The sequence below is a fragment of the Draconibacterium mangrovi genome, from assembly GCF_010586825.1.
Classification (GTDB): domain Bacteria; phylum Bacteroidota; class Bacteroidia; order Bacteroidales; family Prolixibacteraceae; genus Draconibacterium; species Draconibacterium mangrovi.
In genome coordinates this window covers 70,776-91,442 of sequence record NZ_JAAAGB010000005.1, presented here as the reverse complement: position 1 = coordinate 91,442, position 20,667 = coordinate 70,776, and the positions used below count along the sequence as shown (strand labels likewise).

The following is a 20,667-nucleotide window of genomic DNA, read 5'->3' as shown; positions in this document are numbered from 1 at the left end:
TATCAGTTTCTGCTTATTTGTATTTATTTCTCTGGAAGTTTTTTAGTGCTCTACCTCGTCTTCGGCAAGTTTATAAGAAATTTTGAATTGTGGCCGGCTGCCAATATTCAACACTTCATCTTCGTTGTATTCCAGCACACGAATCGTAGTTGAATCGTTCTGCTCGTGCAAATAGCTCTGCACCAATTGATGACGATTGTTTTCGCGGGAAATGATTACACTGTCAACCATCGTTTCGGGAGCAAGCAGGCGTTCGTAATCCTGCATTACCAGCGAATCGCGTTGCGTTTCAGTTTTCAAATATTCGAGGTATTCTTTGTTGTTACCTCTCGGACTCTTACCTGTTTCTTTGGTGTAATTATCTTGTACAATCTGTGCAGCCGCATCAACACGTTCCAGTTTACGGTCGTTCATATATTGCATCTCAATCAGCAGCCCCGGTTTTTGTTGTTCCAACTCCAACAGTAAATCGAGCGAACGATGTTGTTTGCGCGTTAATGTGGTATCGCTGTATACCATAGTAATTTCTTCCAGTTCTTTCGGATCGGCACCCAGCAAATTTCCAAGTGCCCTGAAAGGTGAGGATACAATTTTGCCCATAAATCCTTTCAATGTGTTCCACACAATTTTTCCCACATCGGTTCTCGGATCCGACAAATCGCCGGTTACCGGAATATCCAGGTTCACATCGCCATTTTTGTCTTTCAGAATGAATAAGGCAAGCTTTATTGGAATATCGTACAATCCTCCCGATTTTCGACCCATTTCAACATTACGGATTACCAGTTCGTTTTCGCTGTTCAGCTGTTTATTAACGATGGACGTTTTGTTACGGTAATACATATCGCCAAATAAAATGGGCAGTCCGGCGTAGTGTTTCGAGTAAATATTAATATCGGGCAACTGAAAATCGGACAACACATAATTCAGCTCAATATGCTGAAACGGATCGTAAGGATTCAAACCCAGTTCAGCTTCCAGGTTGCCTCGTTTATTCAGTTTCATATTCGAATTAATCTCCAGCCAGTTGCTGTTTAGTGAGAGCGAATCCATATCGACATGCACCTGCGACAGTTCGTAATTAAAAACTTCCTGCAAACGTTGATCGCTAAAATCGATAAGTCCATCGTCGATCACAAGTTTATCGATCATAATATCGTAAGGTTCGTTTTCTTCGCTTTCAGTCGTGTCTGCAACTGTTTCAGCCTCCACCGGCACCATCATTTTTTCGAAATTTGATAAGGAGTCAATCAAAGCAAAATATACATAAGGTTTTGTAATTTCTATCTTCCCAACCTCGGCCTGGTATAACAAGGGCTTCGAATGGTTTAAATCCAGGTTGGCTTTTGCTGCTCCCAACACATTTCTGTCGTTCAGATCAGTAAACATCAGGCTATCTACTTCTGCATTTCCGCTCATCGAAAAGTTTGTCAGATCGTTCTCATTACCATTAAATTCCACCGTAGCATCAAGCGTTCCTTCCATTTTATTAAATTGCATGTACTCCTTGATATAAGGCAAAGCAATATCGAGAACCAGTTTAGTTAGTTTTATATCGCCTGAGAAATCGCCCGTTTTCGAGTTATAATCAAATGTGGTGCTAATGCTACCTCCATGACCAACATTAAAAGCCAGATCGGCTGTACTTTCTTCGCCTCCCCAATAAATTTGAGGAATTAGAAAGCTAAGGTCCTCCATTTTTATATTATGATTTAGTTTAGTATCGGTGTAACTCACCGTTCCGTTCTTTATTTCCAGTAAATTCAGGTCCAGACGGTACGGTTTTGCCTGCGTGGTATCTTCGTCGACCTCTGCTTCTTCCGTATCAAAAAACTCAATGATATCGGAAAAATTAAATACCGTATCGGTTTGAATGACCTGCGAATAAGGATTTACCAGTTGAAATTGCTGCACATTAATTTCGTGTTTAAGAAAACGCAACGGTTTAAGATTGAGTAAAAGCGTATCGAAACCAACAAAAACATCGGTATTGTTCTGTTCGTACATCGCCATATTAAACACCCGCAAGGTAGATGTAAAATAATTGTACTTTATTTTTTCGATAGCGATTGTGCGGCCTGAAAGTTCCGCGCCGTTTTTATTGATGTAATTTTTAATAAAACCCGGCGCCAGTGCCAGTGCGACCACCACAATAAAAGTCAATGCCAGCAATATTATCAATACAATACGCTTCCGTTTTCCGGTCTTTTGTTTTCCTTCTTTTGTTTCCATTCTGTGCAGCTGTTTCAAATCCATTAAAATGCTTCTCCTATTCTGAAATAAACTCCCCAGTCGTCTTTACCCAACGCAGCATCAAGCCCGATGTTAAAATTGGCCGATTTAAAAGCCTGATAGCGATAGCCTACACCAAATCCGGGATATAAATCCCAGTCAAACTCTTTGGTTGGCGAGCCGTAAATAGTAGCCAATCCGGCAAAACCAACCAACCCCATTCTACTGGCAAAATTGTAACGGTATTCGCCCTGAATTGCCATTAGTCCATCGCCACGGTATTTGGCTTCCGAGTAGCCACGAATATCGTTACCACCAAGCACAACCTGCTGTTCGAAAGCTATATCGCCCAAACCAAAAGTACCCGAAAAGCGGGCAGCGAGAACATCGCGTCCGTCGTGAAAAGGAAAATACTGATTGTACTCGGTAATAATTTTATTGGCTTCAATATCGTTGCCCATCCACTGCGGAAAGGAATTCCACTTTAAACGTATCTGATTTCCGTCGGTGGGATAATACACTTCGTTTCGGGTATCCCACAAAGCAATGTACTGCAACGAATGCGTATCAGTGGTTGCATCGGGTATTATCTCATCTTCGTATTTCGTAAAATGATGCGCATATGTATAGCTTATGCCCGCATAAAGCGTGTGGAATACTTTTCGCTGAAGTCCTATACTAATCAGTTTTGTCTTTGTTTTATAATCGTAAAATCCGGGCGTTACATCATAATCGTAGTAAAACTGCGAAATATGATTTCCGGTAGCCCCATATAATTGAATACGCCAGGTGTCTTGCGCCAGGTGCCAGCGGTTAAAAAAGCCAATAAATTTTGATCCGTTGGTAGTAAAAACACCGGTAATCCCCGACAAGGATTTTGGAGAAATAGTATCGTTTGGGTTTAGCCGGTACATAGCCAGCGGCAGCACACCGTACATAAATTCGAGGTTACGGTTGTAACTCATATACGGCATCAGGTTAAAGTTAAAGTTTTTCTGTTCTTTTTCCTGTGCAACGGAAGTACTGTCGCTGGTAGCCTTTTGACCATAACTACCAAATGCTGTTAACGATATGAGGAGTAAAATCAAATAGTTTCGCATTATTTCTAAGTGTGTCGTTTAAATTTACTTCTAACAATTTAAGAAAAATCAATCACATAAAAAGAACTTTTCATAATGTTTATCAGTATAGTAGTATCAAAATAGAATCCAGTCTCCCGTTAGTTCAATTTTCGCTTTCGCCTGATCTGATATAAATTCTTATATTACGTTTTTTAAATCATTCATGCATGTTAAAAAAAGTTCCGCATACCTACGTCATCATATTTTTTCTGATTGTTTTTTGTGCTTTGCTAACCTGGATTATCCCCGGTGGTCAATTTGAACGCGAGAGTGTTGTTGTTAATGGCGTTGAACGCAGTGTAATACAAACCGGTTCGTTTCATAAAACCGACAGCCATATACAAACATGGCAGGTTTTCTCGTCTTTTTTTGATGGAATTTTGAGTACCTCGAATATAATTGCGCTTATTCTATTGATCGGTGGTTCGTTCTGGATTCTTAACGACAGCAAGGCAATCGACATTGGTATCTATACTTTTCTGAAACGTTTAAAACGGCTTGAACGATTGAAAGCACTTTCTTTTATTGGCGTGCATAATATTGTTCTTGTTTCTATAATGACCATCTTCAGCTTGTTTGGGGCCATTTTCGGCATGAGCGAAGAAACCATCGCATTTACCATCATTTTTGTTCCGCTGGCCATATCTATGGGTTACGACTCGATTGTTGGTGTTTCGCTCTGTTTTATTGCTGCAGCAATGGGTTTTGCCGGTGCCTTTTTAAATCCGTTTACCGTTGGTGTTGCGCAGGGACTATCGCATATCCCCCTGTTTTCAGGTTTGGAATACCGAATTCTGATGTGGGCGGTAATCAACTTTTTTGGCTTTGCATTTATTCTGCGTTATGCCGCCAAAATAAAAAAAGACCCGACAAAGTCAGTTGTGTACGACGATGATGCCTACTGGCGATCGCGCAACGAAACCACAGCTGTAAAAATTGAAAAGATAAAACCTACAGCCGCTTGGTTTACCCTGGCAGTAATTTCGGTTGCACTTATCGTATTCTCCATCACCATCCCTCAAAGTTCAATAACCATTGGCAACAATGTATTTTCTGTTCCGGCCATTCCGGTGGCTACGGTGCTTTTTATTGTTATGGGCGTTTTAACCCTGTGGCGGTCGGTGCAATATTTTATTTTAACCCTGCTCACGTTCACCATCGTTTTCCTGGTAATTGGCGTTATGGGGCACGGCTGGTATATTAAAGAAATTGCAACCATCTTTTTTGCCATGGGAGTTTTTGCCGGCATTGCGGCCAATAAATCGCCCAATACCATTACCAAACTTTTTTTAGATGGTGCCAAAGACATTCTTCCGGCAGCAATGATCGTTGGCCTCGCCCGCGGAATAGTTGTAATTCTTGAAGACGGACAAATTATTGATACCATCCTGTTTTATGTTTCCAATTCGATGCAAAACTTCGGCGAAGTTGGAACAGTGGGAATTATGTACCTGATACAAACCATGCTAAATGTGTTTATCCCTAGCGGATCAGGACAGGCGGCCTTAACCATTCCTATTATGTCGCAGATATCGGATTTGATTGGAATTTCGCGCCAGACAACTGTTGTAATCTTTCAACTGGGCGATGGTTTTACCAATATGATTACGCCTACAAGTGGCGTATTAATCGGGGTTTTGGGAGTAGCACGTATACCTTACGAAAAGTGGTTTAAATGGGCGGCTTCGTTTACTTTAATGCTGATAGTAATTGGATTTTTATTGATTCTACCAACTGTTTTTATGGAGTTGAATGGGTTTTAAATATAAAGTGCTTCAATGTAGAAAATGGATGGTTTGATTCCCGAACTAAAAAAAGACTGTTTGCTCGTTCAACACTAGTTCTCCGTTCATTACGTCCACATAAAAATTCCAGATTGTTTTAGAAGCTATCTTCCAGCATAAACGCATTTCAATACAATTGCCCCGGCGATAGGGAACGATCATCATTTCGGGATTATCGTCGGTATAAAATGCATCTGCAGTAATTACCGTTTCCTTTCCTCCTCCCCAATCATAATATTGAAATTTTCGGCCAATTAATGTTTGTTTGGCTTCATCATATGAAACATCTTCTTTCAGTGGCAAGTGAATAACCGAATACCAGTGACCATAAGTTTGGTAAACTCCTTTGGCTGAAACATACATTCCTATTTTCGTATCATAAACTTCAATGCCATTGTACACCTGGTTTTTAAATCGTACCATCCAACGATTTCGGTCGTTTTCATTTTCCTGAACCAGGACTCCGCCGTAACTTGCCCAGCTACTACTAAACCGTTCGGGCTTAAGCTGCGAAAAATCCGTTACCCCGTATAATTCACGATTAGCATTAATAAACGAATCTATGATGTTCTCAACCGATTCAGTATCATTAATAGTTTCGGTAAAAAGCTCACTTCCCCAGTGAGTCTCATTCTTTCTATCAGGAAAACCAAAAGAATCGATCTCGAAATACATTTTTAAATCCGATTGAAAATCATTGAACAGATCATTACGTTCTGCATCTGATAAAATACAATACTTGCCTGGATATTCAGGATCTGAAAATTCCATATTATCCTTATTACAGGCAGACAACAAACCAAGCAATAAGATACTAAACAGGATTAGGTTTTTCATATTCGCAAGACGGGGAATATGCGGGAAAGGTTGCGCAAGGGCATAAAAAAAGCCCGCATGCGCGAGCTTTAATGTCTTTATGATGAGCGGACTATTCTTCAATAGCAATTGCCTCAACCGGACAAACTTCTGCGCATGAACCACAGTCTGTACAAAGCTCTGCATCGATGGTATAGATATCACCTTCTGCAATTGCGTCAACCGGGCACTCATCGATACAAGTACCGCATGCGATACATTCATCTGAAATTTTGTATGCCATAACAATGAATTTTAAAGTTAAACATTCTCGTTTTCAGCAAAAGTACAAAGTTTGATATAAAATCAAAGTTCAAAAAACATTTTATTGACATGTTTTACAGTAACATCCTAAAAACAACTAACATTCAATACATTACTACCTATGCACATATTAATATTCAATTAATCTTCATTTTGTTAATTTTACTAATGCTAATTTTTCGGAATGGAATCATTCCATATTATTAATCCGAAGGTTTCCAACAGGAATATCACGGCACTAAAATCTGAGGTTCAACAAATTAATCTATAGAAATGCACAATTTTAAATTGTTTGAGAGAAGTTGTTCTTCGACTGCAGAAGCTTTAATCCAGCTGCTCCTGATTCAATAATTTTACCTGCAGCTGCAAATCCACTTTCTGATAAAATTTTTCGTGGGCGAAATTCAGAAATTTCAGGATTTTAAAGGCATTGAATTTTTGGAAGAAACGTACCTGAAAAGTTTCCAAACGCGAACAATTGTTGTTTAAATCCTCCAGCTCAATACTAAATTTATCCAGCTCTAGAAATTCCTTTACAGGCATATTTAAATTGTTCAAAAACTCCAAATAATCGTTTGGGTGAATTTTAAATAAACGATCTTTTTGAGCAAAAAACTGATGCAGGTTTTTAAACGCTTCGAAATTGTATGTAAGTGTCAGGTCCTCCTCCCCTTTCATCCATTTTTGCAAAATCGGGCCGGTACCAAAAGGCACCCGGTTCGATAATCGTGCTGATGGATAAACTTTTGTGGACGTTATTTCTCCAACCCGGCCAATTTGCACCAGGTTTTGCAGGAAGTAAAAATCTTCGCCAGCCTGTCGCCTGTTCATTCCTCCACGTTTAACGTAAGCTTCAGCTTTTACGGCAAAGGCCGAACCAATAGTGAACAGCGAATACGGATAACCACAATAATGAAGTGCCCTTTTGTAATAATCGAGGTACAGTTCGTAAAGCTCAATCCCCTCGCGGTGCTTTTTATCCAGCTGTTGTTTTTGATGTTCGAAAGCCAGTGTAGCACCAACCTGTTTCGGGTGTTCCCAGAAATGCCTCTCAATTTCAACCAGGTAGTTTTTTGCCACCAGTGTATCGGCATCCAACGACACTAAAATTCCATCTTTGTTATCGTTGAGATTGAATCTGCTGATGGCTTCATCCATTCCCTTTTTGCGTGCCAAACCTGCTCCTGCCCATTTCTTTTTCAGGTTTATGGGGCCAACAGCATAAAACCGAATGTCGGTTTTTGGGTTGGTCGCTATCCATTCATCCGCCTCAGCTTTTGTTTGTTTGTTTATTCGGATTGTTTCTTCGTCCGCTGCCTCCGATTGGTTGATAAGCAGAATCACTTCAACCATACATCCCGGCAAATCACATGCATTCAGCGAGTTCAAAGTTTTCGTCAACTCCGTTTCGCGTAAACACGGAATAACAACAATTATTCCCGGCGCTGCTTCGGGCAACTCATTGATGAGGTTTTTGTGCTGATTCTTTTCCAGGTATTTATCGGCGAACATAGGACAAAGCTAAAATAAAAAGCAAAAAAAATCCGGGCGCTAACCCGGATTTCCCTATATGCTTATGTTGTATTATTCTGTTTTTGTGGCTTCGTATTCTTCGTTCAAGGCCTTTAAAACATCGGCAGTAATATTATTTACCTCAGGGCCAACTAATACGTTTGCACCATTTAAAATGTAATCGTAACCGGCTTTTTCGTTGTAACGATCCAGGTAATCCATCATATTGTCCAGGATTTGATTGTTGTTGTCCTGCTGGATTTTAGCCAGTTTTGTGGACAGCTCCTGATCAAGCTTTTGAATTTCCTGCTCTTTACCCAATAAACGATCACGTTCCTGAACGGCACGTTGTTCAGTCAAAAAGCCTCCGCGCTGAAGTTTTTCCTGGAAAGCAGCTGCTTCCTTTTCAAACGACTGGCGTTTAGTTCCGTACTCAGTAGTATAAGCTTCCTGTTGTTTGGTAAACTCATCGTGCAAATCTTGCGATAAGGTGTAATTTAAAAGCACTGAATCGGCTTTAATATAAGCGATTTTCAAATCGCCGCCCGTTCCGGCAGCTGCTTTAATTGGTGTTCCTTCACTGGCGCCGTTACCTGTAAAATGTAAAACGTACAAAACTGCAACTGCAACAAAAAGCACTACACTAACTACTAACGATGTTCCTTTCATCTTTTTTATTTTTTACTTCATCAATATACTGAATTTAAGTCGCGCTACGGGCAACTGTAATCTTCAATAAATTTTTAGGTTCAACTTTTTAAATCCCGACAAAGATACTTTTTTAGCGGAAATGCCCTACTCTAATTAACAATTTTTTCATGTTATTAATAATCAATAAGTTCTATAAAAAAGCTGCCTAAAATCATGATATGCCAATGATAAACGTCATTGCACGAGGGGAGTCTCACATAGTATTTTTATGCTGCGAAAAATAGTATTTACCTAAATTATAAAATGTTGAATAAGTTAATAGCAAATATGCTGCCTTACATGCCCAAAAAACTGGTTTGGGTTTTCTCGAAAAGGTACATTGCAGGCGAATCGATGGAGGAAGGTTTGCTTGCCTCAAAACTATTGAATGAAAAGGGAATTGAAGTTACGGTTGATATTTTAGGTGAATTTATTACCAGACTTGATGAAGCAGAAAAAAACCGTGACGAATACCTGGAAGTGATTGAGCGTTTTACTTCGGAGAATGTAAAAGGTAACTTCTCGATAAAACCCACCATGTTTGGGTTGCTTCTGGATAAAGAGGTGTGCTACAACCTGCTTCGCGAAGTGGTTCAGTTCGCTGCGCAAAAAGATTCTTTCATTCGTATTGATATGGAAGACTCGCAATGTGTTGATATCGAATTGGATATTTTCCGCCGTTTAAGAAAGGAATTTCCAAAACATGTTGGGTTGGTGCTTCAGGCGTATTTACGCCGTACCGAAAGTGATTTGGTAGCACTGAACGACCTGAACAACGCCAATTACCCGATCAGTTTCCGACTGTGTAAAGGAATTTACGTTGAACCCGAAAATATTGCTTTTAAAGAATACGAAGAAGTTCGCAAGCATTTCCTGAAGGACTTGAAATACATGTTCGAAAATAAAATGTACGTGGGAATTGCTACTCACGATAAATATCTGGTTGAGGAATCGATGAAGATGATCGGTGAAATGAATATCCCGAAAGATATGTACGAATTCCAGATGCTGTACGGGGTAACACCCGAACTGCGCCAGTTAATCGTCGACAACGGGCACAAAATGCGTGTGTATGTTCCGTTTGGCGAAAAATGGTTTAACTATTCAACCCGAAGATTAAAAGAGAATCCAAAAATGGCTCAACATATAATTAAGGCACTTTTTATAAGGGGGTAATTTTTAGGAGTTAAACCGAAAAGGATGGCAGTGCCATCCTTTTTTTTATGCTTTTCCTGCAACAAACTCACATCCTTTTGAGGTCAACGTTAAAGCTGTTTTCCCTTTCTAAGGGAAAATGTCGACAGACAAAAGGGTAATGAGACAAAATATTGAAATTAATTACCCCTCACCCTAACGGGAGCTCCCCTTATAAAAGGGAGCCTATTCTTAGCAAATCCTGTGAATTATAATTAAGTTCCTTTTTAGTTCTGTATATGTTCACATGGAATCATTAATGTTCGATGCTTTTAATCATTTATAATAACGATTTCATCAATCGGCCGTTTCGGTACATGATGTACTCCATTTTCATCGCGCCAGTATTTTATTTCACCATCTTTAGCCTCATCAATTACAACTTTTTCGGCAGGTTTTCCCAACGCAATAATATATAGTAACTCTTGTTTTTCATTCAGCCCCAGCAATTTTGCTACCTTGGCTTTGTTTACCGACCCAATCATACAACCGCCAAAACCATCTTCAACAGTTCCGAGTAAAATACTTTGCATGGCAATTCCATCGTCGCAGTAATGGTTTTCGGCAATATTCAGGTCTTTAATTACAGCAACATAGGCCACTGGTCGCTCCCCTTCTGCCGGCCCTTTCCAGTTCGTCAAATATCCGGCCCATCCCAGAAAAGGAAAAATTTTTGCGCACTTTTCAGCTTTGGTAACAATGGCATATTTTAACGGTTGTGCATTTCTGCCACTCCCCGAAAGCCGGGCCAACTCTATCCATTTGGTAATTTGTTCTGAAGAAATTTTTACCGCCTCATCAAAGCGGCGATAACTGCGATTACGGGTTATAAGTTCTTTGATCATGATTTTTACTTCTTATTCTGAAGTAAAATTAATAAGCTAAATTCAAATTAAAAGAAAAAAGGATAGAACCTGAGGCTAAAAAAGAATTGCTGACCAAACTTAACCACTAGAAAAAATAACCTCACTCTACCCTTTTATTCCAAAACGTGTTAGCTTTGGAACTATTGCGCCGGCCAACTTTAATAAATGTTAAATACAGTTAATGTACTATTTACTGTACACTTGTATTACATTGGAGGCAATTACAATTATTATTATTAGATTTGTAGAACAGAACAGAATAGGGGTTCTGAAATAAAACCATTCTAATGAATATAAAATTCACGATCGAAAAGAACTCAAATGTTCTGAAATTTCAGCAATTGGTTGACGCCATTCTCGACTCTATCAGTAGGAATGAGTTAAAAGAAGGCGACATGCTTCCTTCGGTAAATCAGATAATGAAAGATTGCCAACTATCGAGAGATACCGTTTTTAAGGCTTATGCTGAGCTTAAAAAACGTGGTGTGGTAGAATCGGTTCCCAACCGAGGTTATTTTGTTACCCGAAAAATTACCAAGATATTTTTGTTTCTCGATACGTTTAAGGCATACAAAGAAGTGCTTTATCACTCTATTCTGAACCATTTGCCTAAAAACATTAGTGTTGATCTGCATTTTCACCATTACAACATCGACCTTTTCGATAAGATTATTACCGAAAGCGTGGGACGTTACACCAAATATATTGTAATGAATTTCGAACACAAAAAGGTGAAAAGTATTATTGATAAAATTCCGGAAGAACAGTTGCTTATTATCGACTGGAAAATAAATGGAGAAGGAAAATCGAGTGTTTTTCAGAATTTCGGTGAAGCCGTTTATAATTGCCTCGATGAAAATAAAAGTGCTATATCGAAATACAAACGTTTTACGCTTTTTTATCCTGATTTCACTTATCACCCGCGTGAGATTGTGGACCATTTCGAACGTTTTGCTAAGAAATATAATTTAAACCACAGGGTGATAACAACCTTCGATGAATTTAACTTAAAGAAAGGAGACCTTTATCTTCTGGTGAGCGATCGTACGCTGGCAAAATTTCTTGATCAGTGTTCTGAAAAAGGATTTGAACCCGGCCGCGAAGTCGGCGTGATCTCGTACAACGAAACACCAATGAAAAAATACGTTAAAGAAGGCATAACAGTAATTTCAACCGATTTTAACCAAATGGGAAAAAAAGCAGCTGAGTTTATAGTACAGGGCAAGCCTGTAAATGTTGAGATTCCAACAACCCTAAAACTCAGGTCGTCGCTGTAAACATGTTTTAAAACATTTTTTTTAAAGTTTGAGATCATACAAAATAGATTTATTTTTGCACCGTATCAGAACAGAACAGATTAAAAACTAAATAAATAAATTCACTTATAATCATGCACTTATTAGGACTCGATATCGGAAGCTCTTCAGTTAAGGTTTCGTTAGTAGAAGCAAACAGTGGAAACCTGGTAGCTTCATCGTTTTACCCAAAACAGGAAATGAAAATTACCGCACACAGAGCAGGCTGGGCAGAACAAGAGCCGGAGCTTTGGTGGAAAAATCTGAAGTTGGCTTTGGCAGAAGTTCTCTCAATCGCTAATATTGATAAAGAAAGTATTGAGTCGATTGGTATTTCGTATCAAATGCATGGTTTGGTAATGGTAGACAAAAACCTGGAAGTTTTGCGCCCCTCGATTATTTGGTGCGACAGCCGCGCTGCTGTTTATGGCGATAAAGCTTTTGAAGAAATTGGTGGCCAGCGTTGTTTAACCAACCTGTTAAACTCACCGGGTAACTTTACCGCATCGAAACTAAAATGGGTAAAAGAAAATGAACCCAAGACTTTTGGGAAGGTTCATAAAATTATGCTTCCTGGTGATTATATTGCGATGAAACTTACTGGCGAAGCACAAACAACCATCAGCGGTCTTTCTGAGGGTATTATGTGGAATTTCAAAGAAAACGACCTGGCTACAATGTTGTTCGACAACTACGGTTTTTCGTCCGATATTATTCCTGAAATAGTACCTACTTTTGCAACATCGGGCCAGCTAAGCGCTAAAACGGCTGCCGAACTTGGTCTATCAACTAAAACAAAAGTAAGTTACCGTGCGGGCGACCAACCCAACAACGCATTGTCGTTAAACGTGCTGAATCCTGGAGAAATTGCCACAACAGCCGGAACTTCCGGAGTGGTTTATGGTGTAAGCAGCGAAATTAAATACGATCCGCAGTCGCGGGTAAACACATTTGCTCACGTTAATCATACGCAGGAAGATCCACGACTTGGAGTTTTGCTGTGTATTAACGGAACAGGTATTTTAAATGCCTGGCTGAAACGAATGGTGGCCGAAGATCTTTCGTATGAAGCAATGAATGACCTGGCTTCAAAAGTGGCTATCGGGTCGGATGGCATCTCTATCCTACCCTTTGGAAACGGTGCTGAGCGTGTTCTTCAGAACAAAAACATCGGGTCACAATTTAGCGGTATAAGTTTTAACATTCACGATAAAGGGCACCTGCTGCGTGCAGCTCAGGAAGGAATCGTTTTCTCGTTCAATTACGGAATGGAAATCATGAGAAATATTGGTATTAATCCGTCTGTTATTCGTGCAGGGAAAGCAAATATGTTCCTCAGTCCAATTTTCAGAGACACGCTTGCTGGAATCTCAGGAGCCACAATCGAATTATACAATACCGACGGATCGGTTGGTGCTGCACGAGGTACCGGAGTTGGATCAGGATATTACAAATCGTTTAATGAGGCATTTGGCAGCCTGACAAAGTTGGAAACCATTGAACCTGACTTGAAGAAAAAAGCTGAATACGAAGAAGCTTACGGCAACTGGAAGAATTTATTGGAGAAATTCATCTAAACAATATTAACTGGAGTTACAGACAAATTAACAACAACAATAATAATTTAAGAATTAGCAATATGAGTACAAAAGTTTACTTCCCATCAGTGGAAAAAATCAAATTTGAAGGAAAAGACAGTAAAAATCCAATGGCTTTCCGTTACTACAATCCTGAAAAAGTAGTTTATGGTAAAACCATGGCCGAGTGGTTTAAATTCTCAATGGCATGGTGGCACAGCCTTTGCGCCGATGGTGGTGATCCATTTGGTGGCCCTACACAAGATCATCCATGGGTTGGTGCTGCTGATGCTTTGGAAGCAGCAAAAAATAAAATGGACGCAGGTTTCGAATTCATGTCAAAAATGGGTATCGAATATTATTGTTTCCACGATATCGACTTAATAGATGAAGGCAACAGCATTGAAGAATACGAAGCTAACCTGAAAGCAATTGTTGAGTATGCAAAAGAAAAACAAGCTGAAACTGGTATTAAACTGATGTGGGGAACTGCCAATGTATTCTCTCATGCACGTTACATGAACGGTGCCAGCACTAACCCTGATTTTGATACTGCAGCACGTGCAATGCTTCAAATTAAAAACTCAATCGATGCTACAATTGCACTTGGAGGTAAAGCTTATGTATTCTGGGGAGGACGCGAAGGTTACATGTCGTTGTTAAACACCAACATGAAACGTGAAAAACAACACCTTGGAACAATGTTGCAAATGGCCCGCGACTATGGTCGTTCAAAAGGTTTTACCGGAACATTCTTAATTGAGCCCAAACCAATGGAGCCAATGAAACATCAGTACGACGTAGATACTGAGACAGTTATCGGCTTCTTAAAAGAATTTGGGTTGGAGAACGATTTCAAAATTAATATTGAAGTAAACCATGCTACTTTGGCCGGTCATACATTCGAACACGAATTACAATGCGCCGTTGACAATGGTATGCTTGGTGCAATTGATGCTAACCGTGGCGATGTTCAGAACGGATGGGACACCGACCAATTCCCAATTGACTTGTATGAATTAACACAGGCAATGATCGTTATTCTAAAAGGTGGTGGTATTCAAGGCGGAGGTACTAACTTCGATGCAAAAATCCGTCGTAACTCAACCGATTTAGAAGATTTATTCATTGCACACATCAGTGGAATGGATGTTATGGCACGTGCATTGGAAACTGCAGCTGCTATTCTGGAAGATTCTCCTTACGAAAAAATGCTTGCCGACCGTTATGCGTCATTTGACGGAGGTAAAGGAAAAGAATTCGAAGAAGGAAAACTTTCTTTTGAAGATGTATATGAATATGCAAAAGCCAATGGCGAACCAAAACAAATAAGTGGTAAGCAAGAATTGTACGAAGCAATTGTAAACATGTATATTTAATTAGATAAGGAACCTGAGTATTTTGAATCTATTCTTAGATTTATTATGAGATGATTATATAAATATGAATAATTAAAGTAGCCATTTAATGCATATATATAACACATATCTAAATCAGATAGATCAAGACTTATCTTAAATCATATTTAAAGAAAGCCCGGTTCAAAAATTTGTTTGGATTGGGCTTCTTTACACCAAACTAACATTACCAATACTATGAAAAATAATAGTTTTTATATTTTTTCGATAACCATTGTAGCCACACTAGGAGGCTTGCTGTTTGGTTACGATACAGCGGTTATTTCAGGTGCCGAAAAATCGGTACAAGCCTTCCTCATCGATAGTCAGGGCCTAAGTACTCTAATTCACGGCTTAACCATTTCAAGCGCCTTAATTGGCTGTATTATTGGTGGTGGAATATCGGGTATTTTTGCTCTAAAAATTGGCCGTAGGAAATCGCTGATGATCGCCGCTTTGCTTTTCTTTATTTCAGCGCTGGGTTCAGGATATCCCGAATTCTTATTTTTCGACAAAGGCCAGGCCTCTTTAGGGCTGCTATACATGTTTAATTTCTACCGTATTATTGGAGGAATTGGCGTTGGAATGGCATCGGCTATTGTTCCCATGTACATTGGTGAAATTGCCCCTGAAGATATTCGTGGACGATTAGTTTCGATAAACCAGTTTGCGATTATCTTTGGAATGTTGGTTGTATACTTTGTTAACTGGGGAATTGCTAATGGTCAAACGCTGGAATGGATCAACGAAATCGGATGGAGAAGAATGTTCTTATCCGAGTCGATACCTGCTGGTTTATTTGGACTATTGCTGTTTTTCGTTCCCGAAACACCACGATACCTCGCTTTGAAACAAAAAGATAGCGAAGCCCTTGTTATTCTTGAAAAAATAAATGGAAAAAGCAGGGCAAAAGAAATTCTTAATGATATTAAAGCAACCGTTGAAAGTCATTCAGGCAAATTATGGTCGTACGGAAAATTGGTAATTATTATTGGTATTCTGCTTTCAGTATTTCAGCAATTTGTAGGAATTAATGTGGCATTATATTACGCACCACGCATATTCGAAAGTATGGGAGCCGCAAAAGATGCTTCGATGTTGCAAACCATTGTAATGGGATTAGTGAACGTTATTTTTACCGTTGTAGCCATTGTAACGGTTGATAAATGGGGACGTAAACCACTATTAATGGTTGGTTCAATCGGGATGGCAGTTGGAATGTTTGCTATAGCAGGCTTAGCTTTATTCGAAATAATAGGAATTAGCACACTTATATTCATCATTGTTTATACTGCTTCATTTATGATGTCGTGGGGACCTATTTGTTGGGTTCTTATTTCGGAGATCTTCCCGAATAAAATTCGTGGTCGTGCAGTTGCAATTGCAGTTGTTGCTCAGTGGGCAGCTAACTACTTTATTTCATCAACCTATCCGGCCATGATGGAGTTTAGCGGTGCTGTAACTTATGGTTTTTATGGATTAATGAGTTTACTGTCTTTCTTCTTTGTGTGGAAGATGGTACCCGAAACAAAAGGAAAAACTTTGGAGGAGATGGAATATCTCTGGAAAAAATAGTTTTTATACCGATTAAACAAGAAAATGTCGCATTCTTTCACTTTGTTCAGAATGCTCCTTTGTTGTAGTATTGGCATTAACCATTGTAATCTTTAAATTTCCATACGCACTTTTAAAGAACAATTGGTATTTAGTTGAAACGATAAAAAAAACGGGATTGTTAAAATCCCGTTTTTTGTTCTCCTCATTTTGGTTCCCAAAAACAACGCTTTGGTGACACAATTTTTTCTTCGGCCTTCAGCACTTTCATTGCTTTATCTACTTCGTTTTTATCCAATCCTGAAGCTTCAGCAATTTCGCCGGCCTTCAACGGTTTTCCAGCTGCCTGCATGGCCGCCAGTACTTTATCTGTACTCATTCCTATTCCTTTTTTTAGGCAAAACGTTCTGAAACAACTTTCCAGTCAACAATTTTCCAGAAATCGGCAACATAAGCCGGACGTGCATTTTGTTTATCCAGATAGTAGGCGTGCTCCCAAACATCGCAGGTGAGAATAGGCTTTTTACCATCGCGTAATGGATTGCCGGCGTTACTTGTCTGAACGATTTCCAGATCGCCGTTTTCATCAACAACCAACCATGCCCAGCCCGAGCCAAACAAAGTGGCAGCTGCTTTCGAGAACGCTTCTTTAAAAGCATCAAACGATCCAAATTTGGCATCAATAGCGGCTTTTAATTCATCCTTGGGCTCTTTACAACCATCAGGGTTAAATTGTATAAAATAGAAAGTGTGGTTCCAAACCTGTGCTCCGTTATTAAAAATTCCACCTTCGGACTTTTTAACAATGTCTTCCAGACTTGCGTTTTCAAACTCTGTTCCTTCCACCAGGTTGTTAAGGTTGTTCACATAAGCCTGGTGATGTTTTCCATAGTGGAACTCGATTGTTTTTTCACTTATTACTGGTTCCAATGCATTATTTGCATACGGAAGTTTTGGTAAACTAAATGCCATAATTTTCCTTGTTTAAAGATTACTAATTTTGATTTTTGTCTGCTAAAGGTACAACGTTTTTGGGCCAAAAAGGATTAGCTGGAGGTTTAATTTGGAAGGAGTTTAAATAAAATTTAGGCGAATCAGAATCATCGAGAAGGTTGCAAAAATGGATTAGAATTCTCACAATGAGAATCTTAATTAACATAAAACGACTCAAAAGAGCAATAAAAACCCCGGAGCCTCTGCCCCGGGGAAAAAACCAAAAATCAACTAACCTTTAAACCGCCTGGCGACTTCATCCCAGTTGATGAGATTCCAGAATGCATTCACATAATCCGGACGTCTGTTTTGGTAGTTCAGGTAATATGCATGTTCCCATACATCAATCCCCAAAATTGGAGTTCCCTGAACTTCGGCCATATCCATCAGCGGATTATCCTGATTGGGCGTAGACGAAACCACCAGCTTATTGTTTTGAAGAACCAACCATGCCCAACCCGACCCAAAGCGAGTCAAAGCTGCCTTGGTGAAGGCTTCCTGAAAATTTTCTATGCTTCCAAATGAATCATTTACTGCGTCTAATAAAACTCCTTCCGGAGTCGGTGCACCACCTGGTGCAATTACTTCCCAGTACAAATTGTGGTTAAAAAATCCACCACCGTTGTTTCGTACTGCTGTCGATTGACCTGAAACTCCACTTAAAATTTCTTCTATTGATTTTCCTGCAAGATCAGTTCCTTCAACTGCTCCATTCAGGTTTGTTGTATAACCTGCATGGTGCTTACTGTGATGGATTTCCATCGTTCTTGCATCAATATGTGGCTCCAGTGCCGTGTAATCGTATCCTAATTTTGGTAATTCAAATGCCATTTTATTATTATTTAAAGATTTAAATATGTTTATTTCTCTTTGGCAAAAATAGACGCTATTTAGAATTAATCCAAATCTTCGAATAATAAAACACATTGAAATCCTTTATTGTTCATAGAAGGAATTAATAAATACAGAACTTCAATGAATTAATTCTGAAAATTGAGACAAAAGCCCAGTATATAAGCAGAAAAGAAACCGTAAAAATTTTATTTACTTTTATCTTTTTAATGGCCTGATCAATAATATTACCTTTGCCCCCCAATAAAAAAGGATGAATAAAAGCATATTAAAACTTGCCCTTCCCAATATCATCAGCAACATAACCGTTCCGTTGCTGGGCTTGATCGATCTTGCCCTGATGGGGCACCTTGGATCGGAAATTTACATTGGTGCCATTTCGCTGGGGAGTGTGATTTTTAATATCATTTACTGGGGGTTTGGTTTTCTGCGTATGAGCACTTCCGGATTCACAGCACAGGCATTCGGCGAAAAAAAACCGGCCGAAGCCATTACCATCCTGGTTCGCGCCTTGATTCTAACTTTTATTATTAGTGTTTTCATCTTGCTACTACAGTCCCCCATCGCTTGGGGAAGTTTTAAAGTTATAGGCGGAAGTCCTGAAGTTGAAAAGCTTGCCGAAGCCTATTTCCGAATCCGCGTTTGGGCAGCTCCTGCCGCTCTAAGTCTGTTCGTTTTTAGCGGGTGGTTTTTGGGTATGCAAAATGCACGCTACCCCATGATTATTGCAATTGTGGTTAATGTTGTAAATATTCTGCTGAGTGCATTTTTTGTTTTTGGCCTTGATATGAAATCAGAAGGTGTAGCTTTAGGAACGGCTATTTCGCAGTATGTTGGGCTATTAACCGCCATTGTTCTGTTGCTAAAAAAATACCGGAGTATGTTGCCTAATGTCACCAAAGCCGGTATTATCGACCTAAAATTTATGTCAAGTTTCTTTAGGGTAAATTCCGATATTTTCATCCGCACTTTCTGTATTATAGTTGTATTTACCTTTTTTACCTCGAAATCGGCCAGCATTAACGACACAGTACTTGCCGTTAATTCAATCTTACTTCAGTTTTTAATGTTCTTCTCCTTTTTTATCGATGGTTTTGCTTTTGCCGGCGAAGCATTGGTAGGTAAATTTATAGGAGCCAAACAGATTGAAAACTTAAAAAAGGTAGTAAAACTGCTGCTTTATTGGGGACTGGGACTGGCAATTATTTTTACCCTACTCTACTGGACGGGCACCAATTTTATTTTAAAACTTCTTACCTCGCAGAGAGATGTTATCCAAACCGCTCAAAAGTTTCTGGTTTGGGTGGTGCTTATTCCAATTGCAAGTGTTGGCTCATTTATTTGGGACGGAATCTATATCGGCGCAACAGCATCGCGCCCCATGCGAAACAGCCTGCTGGTTTCAACTTTGCTGATTTTTGCACCGGTTTATTATTTCTTAAATCCGGTTTGGAATAATCACGCCCTTTGGATGGGAATGTTGCTTTTTATGGTTTCGCGGGGAGTTATTTTATCGCTTTTATATAGAAGGACAATATTGAAGCCATTGACTAAGAAAGAATAATAATGATTAGAAAAAATATCCAATACTCAATTTAGAATGCTCAATGATCAAGTATTCGAAATTGGATATTGGATATTTAGAATTCAATCTTGAAAATTATATCGTATCCGATTATTCACCAACAGCTTTCAGCCAGGCCGCAGCCATCAATTCGGCACCGGCCATTGAAGGGTGCACTCCGTCGGGTGTCCAGTAGGTTCCCGGAGCGTGTTTTATTGCCTCATCAAATACTTTCTGAAAAGGTACCCAAATGGTTTCAAATTCGTCCGATATCTTTTTTGCAGCTGCCTGGTATTGTTGCATGGGTTCAATCCATGTTTCGTCAACTGCACTTGTTTTAAGTACATAAAATGGCTCGCACAAAACCAATTTCACTCCCGGGAAAGCTTCCTGCGTACGTTTTAGCAAAGCGCGGTAATCATTCTCGTAAATCTCAATGGTACCGTCGTAATTCCCGTTGCGTGTGTGCCAATAATCGTTCACACCAATTAAAATACTCAGCACATCAGGTTTTAATTCAATACAATCTTTGTCCCAGCGATCGGCCAGCTGAAACACTTTGTTTCCACTAATACCCCGGTTATAGATAGAAAGTTGTTCTGCAGGATAGGTATTTAATAGTTGCGAAGCTGCAAGCAAAGCATAACCGTTTCCGAACGACCAGGCACGGTTAGGTGATTCATTTTGTTTGTCGCGACCGGCATCGGTTATCGAATCGCCCTGAAACAATACCGTGGCACCTTTTGCAAAAATTGATGCTGCCTTTTGTTTCGGTTCCGAAACACATGACGAAACAATACCTGAAATACTTGCCGCAGCCACGGCTCCTGCGGTTGATTTGTATAAGAAGTTTCTTCTGGAAATACTCATTTGGATCTATTTAAGTTGATTTACGAAAAACAAATGTAACGAATTTA

At 39.4% G+C, this 20,667-nt stretch carries 18 protein-coding genes; 7 read left to right on the top strand and 11 right to left on the bottom strand.

The features are described from left to right. Positions 1–42: 42 nt before the first annotated feature. Positions 43–2,232, bottom strand: a complete 2,190-nt coding sequence (locus G4420_RS13955; RefSeq protein WP_163324445.1) for a DUF748 domain-containing protein — start codon at positions 2,230–2,232, stop codon at positions 43–45. A gap of 23 nt (positions 2,233–2,255) precedes the next feature. Then, positions 2,256–3,332 carry a BamA/TamA family outer membrane protein gene (locus tag G4420_RS13950; protein WP_163324443.1) on the bottom strand — a complete coding sequence of 359 codons (1,077 nt, stop codon included), beginning with the start codon at positions 3,330–3,332 and terminating at the stop codon, positions 2,256–2,258. A gap of 188 nt (positions 3,333–3,520) precedes the next feature. Here G4420_RS13950 and G4420_RS13945 point away from each other — a divergent pair, with 188 nt between their 5' ends. Next, positions 3,521–5,116, top strand: a complete 1,596-nt coding sequence (locus tag G4420_RS13945; protein ID WP_163324441.1) for a YfcC family protein — start codon at positions 3,521–3,523, stop codon at positions 5,114–5,116. Between the two features lie 45 nt (positions 5,117–5,161). On the opposite strand, the gene G4420_RS13940 is transcribed toward G4420_RS13945, so the two are convergent. From G4420_RS13940 to G4420_RS13925, 4 genes are all read right to left on the bottom strand, one after another. Next, positions 5,162–5,908 carry a hypothetical protein gene (locus G4420_RS13940; protein ID WP_163324440.1) on the bottom strand — a complete coding sequence of 249 codons (747 nt, stop codon included), beginning with the start codon at positions 5,906–5,908 and terminating at the stop codon, positions 5,162–5,164. Between the two features lie 157 nt (positions 5,909–6,065). Then, complete coding sequence (locus G4420_RS13935) at positions 6,066–6,236, bottom strand: DUF362 domain-containing protein (protein ID WP_082063502.1); 171 nt, start codon at positions 6,234–6,236, stop codon at positions 6,066–6,068. Positions 6,237–6,580: 344 nt separating this feature from the next. Next, complete coding sequence (locus tag G4420_RS13930; protein WP_163324438.1) at positions 6,581–7,768, bottom strand: glycosyltransferase; 1,188 nt, start codon at positions 7,766–7,768, stop codon at positions 6,581–6,583. 72 nt (positions 7,769–7,840) lie between these two features. Beyond that, positions 7,841–8,437 carry an OmpH family outer membrane protein gene (locus tag G4420_RS13925; RefSeq protein ID WP_163324436.1) on the bottom strand — a complete coding sequence of 199 codons (597 nt, stop codon included), beginning with the start codon at positions 8,435–8,437 and terminating at the stop codon, positions 7,841–7,843. A 285-nt stretch (positions 8,438–8,722) separates the two neighbouring features. Here G4420_RS13925 and G4420_RS13920 point away from each other — a divergent pair, with 285 nt between their 5' ends. Continuing rightward, positions 8,723–9,634 carry a proline dehydrogenase family protein gene (locus G4420_RS13920; RefSeq protein WP_163324434.1) on the top strand — a complete coding sequence of 304 codons (912 nt, stop codon included), beginning with the start codon at positions 8,723–8,725 and terminating at the stop codon, positions 9,632–9,634. Positions 9,635–9,924: 290 nt separating this feature from the next. On the opposite strand, the gene G4420_RS13915 is transcribed toward G4420_RS13920, so the two are convergent. Next, positions 9,925–10,497 carry a nitroreductase family protein gene (locus G4420_RS13915; RefSeq protein WP_163324432.1) on the bottom strand — a complete coding sequence of 191 codons (573 nt, stop codon included), beginning with the start codon at positions 10,495–10,497 and terminating at the stop codon, positions 9,925–9,927. A 308-nt stretch (positions 10,498–10,805) separates the two neighbouring features. Between G4420_RS13915 and G4420_RS13910 the strand changes: the two genes are divergently transcribed. The 4 genes from G4420_RS13910 to xylE all read left to right on the top strand — a co-directional run bounded on the left by G4420_RS13910 (position 10,806) and on the right by xylE (position 16,362). Next, positions 10,806–11,795, top strand: coding sequence for a GntR family transcriptional regulator (locus tag G4420_RS13910; RefSeq protein ID WP_163324430.1), 990 nt, complete (start codon positions 10,806–10,808; stop codon positions 11,793–11,795). A 113-nt stretch (positions 11,796–11,908) separates the two neighbouring features. Then, positions 11,909–13,390: a xylulokinase gene (locus G4420_RS13905; protein WP_163324428.1), complete on the top strand. Its 1,482-nt coding sequence runs from the start codon at positions 11,909–11,911 to the stop codon at positions 13,388–13,390. A gap of 62 nt (positions 13,391–13,452) precedes the next feature. After that, on the top strand, positions 13,453–14,769 hold the full coding sequence (xylA, locus tag G4420_RS13900) for a xylose isomerase (protein ID WP_163324426.1): 1,317 nt from the start codon (positions 13,453–13,455) through the stop codon (positions 14,767–14,769). Between the two features lie 216 nt (positions 14,770–14,985). Continuing rightward, positions 14,986–16,362, top strand: a complete 1,377-nt coding sequence (gene xylE / locus G4420_RS13895) for a D-xylose transporter XylE (protein ID WP_163324424.1) — start codon at positions 14,986–14,988, stop codon at positions 16,360–16,362. Positions 16,363–16,546: 184 nt separating this feature from the next. Here xylE and G4420_RS13890 read toward each other — a convergent pair whose 3' ends face one another. From G4420_RS13890 to G4420_RS13880, 3 genes are all read right to left on the bottom strand, one after another. Continuing rightward, positions 16,547–16,720 carry a MarR family transcriptional regulator gene (locus tag G4420_RS13890; RefSeq protein WP_163324422.1) on the bottom strand — a complete coding sequence of 58 codons (174 nt, stop codon included), beginning with the start codon at positions 16,718–16,720 and terminating at the stop codon, positions 16,547–16,549. Positions 16,721–16,734: 14 nt separating this feature from the next. Continuing rightward, positions 16,735–17,313, bottom strand: a complete 579-nt coding sequence (locus G4420_RS13885; protein ID WP_163324420.1) for a superoxide dismutase — start codon at positions 17,311–17,313, stop codon at positions 16,735–16,737. Positions 17,314–17,565: 252 nt separating this feature from the next. Continuing rightward, positions 17,566–18,165 carry a superoxide dismutase gene (locus G4420_RS13880; RefSeq protein ID WP_163324418.1) on the bottom strand — a complete coding sequence of 200 codons (600 nt, stop codon included), beginning with the start codon at positions 18,163–18,165 and terminating at the stop codon, positions 17,566–17,568. A gap of 274 nt (positions 18,166–18,439) precedes the next feature. Between G4420_RS13880 and G4420_RS13875 the strand changes: the two genes are divergently transcribed. After that, the gene (locus tag G4420_RS13875) at positions 18,440–19,750 is read left to right on the top strand and encodes an MATE family efflux transporter (RefSeq protein ID WP_163324416.1); all 1,311 of its coding nucleotides are present in this window, start codon (positions 18,440–18,442) and stop codon (positions 19,748–19,750) included. 111 nt (positions 19,751–19,861) lie between these two features. On the opposite strand, the gene G4420_RS13870 is transcribed toward G4420_RS13875, so the two are convergent. Beyond that, entirely contained in the window at positions 19,862–20,620 is a 759-nt protein-coding gene (locus G4420_RS13870) for a GDSL-type esterase/lipase family protein (protein WP_163324414.1), read from the bottom strand. Between the last annotated feature and the right edge of the window lie 47 nt (positions 20,621–20,667).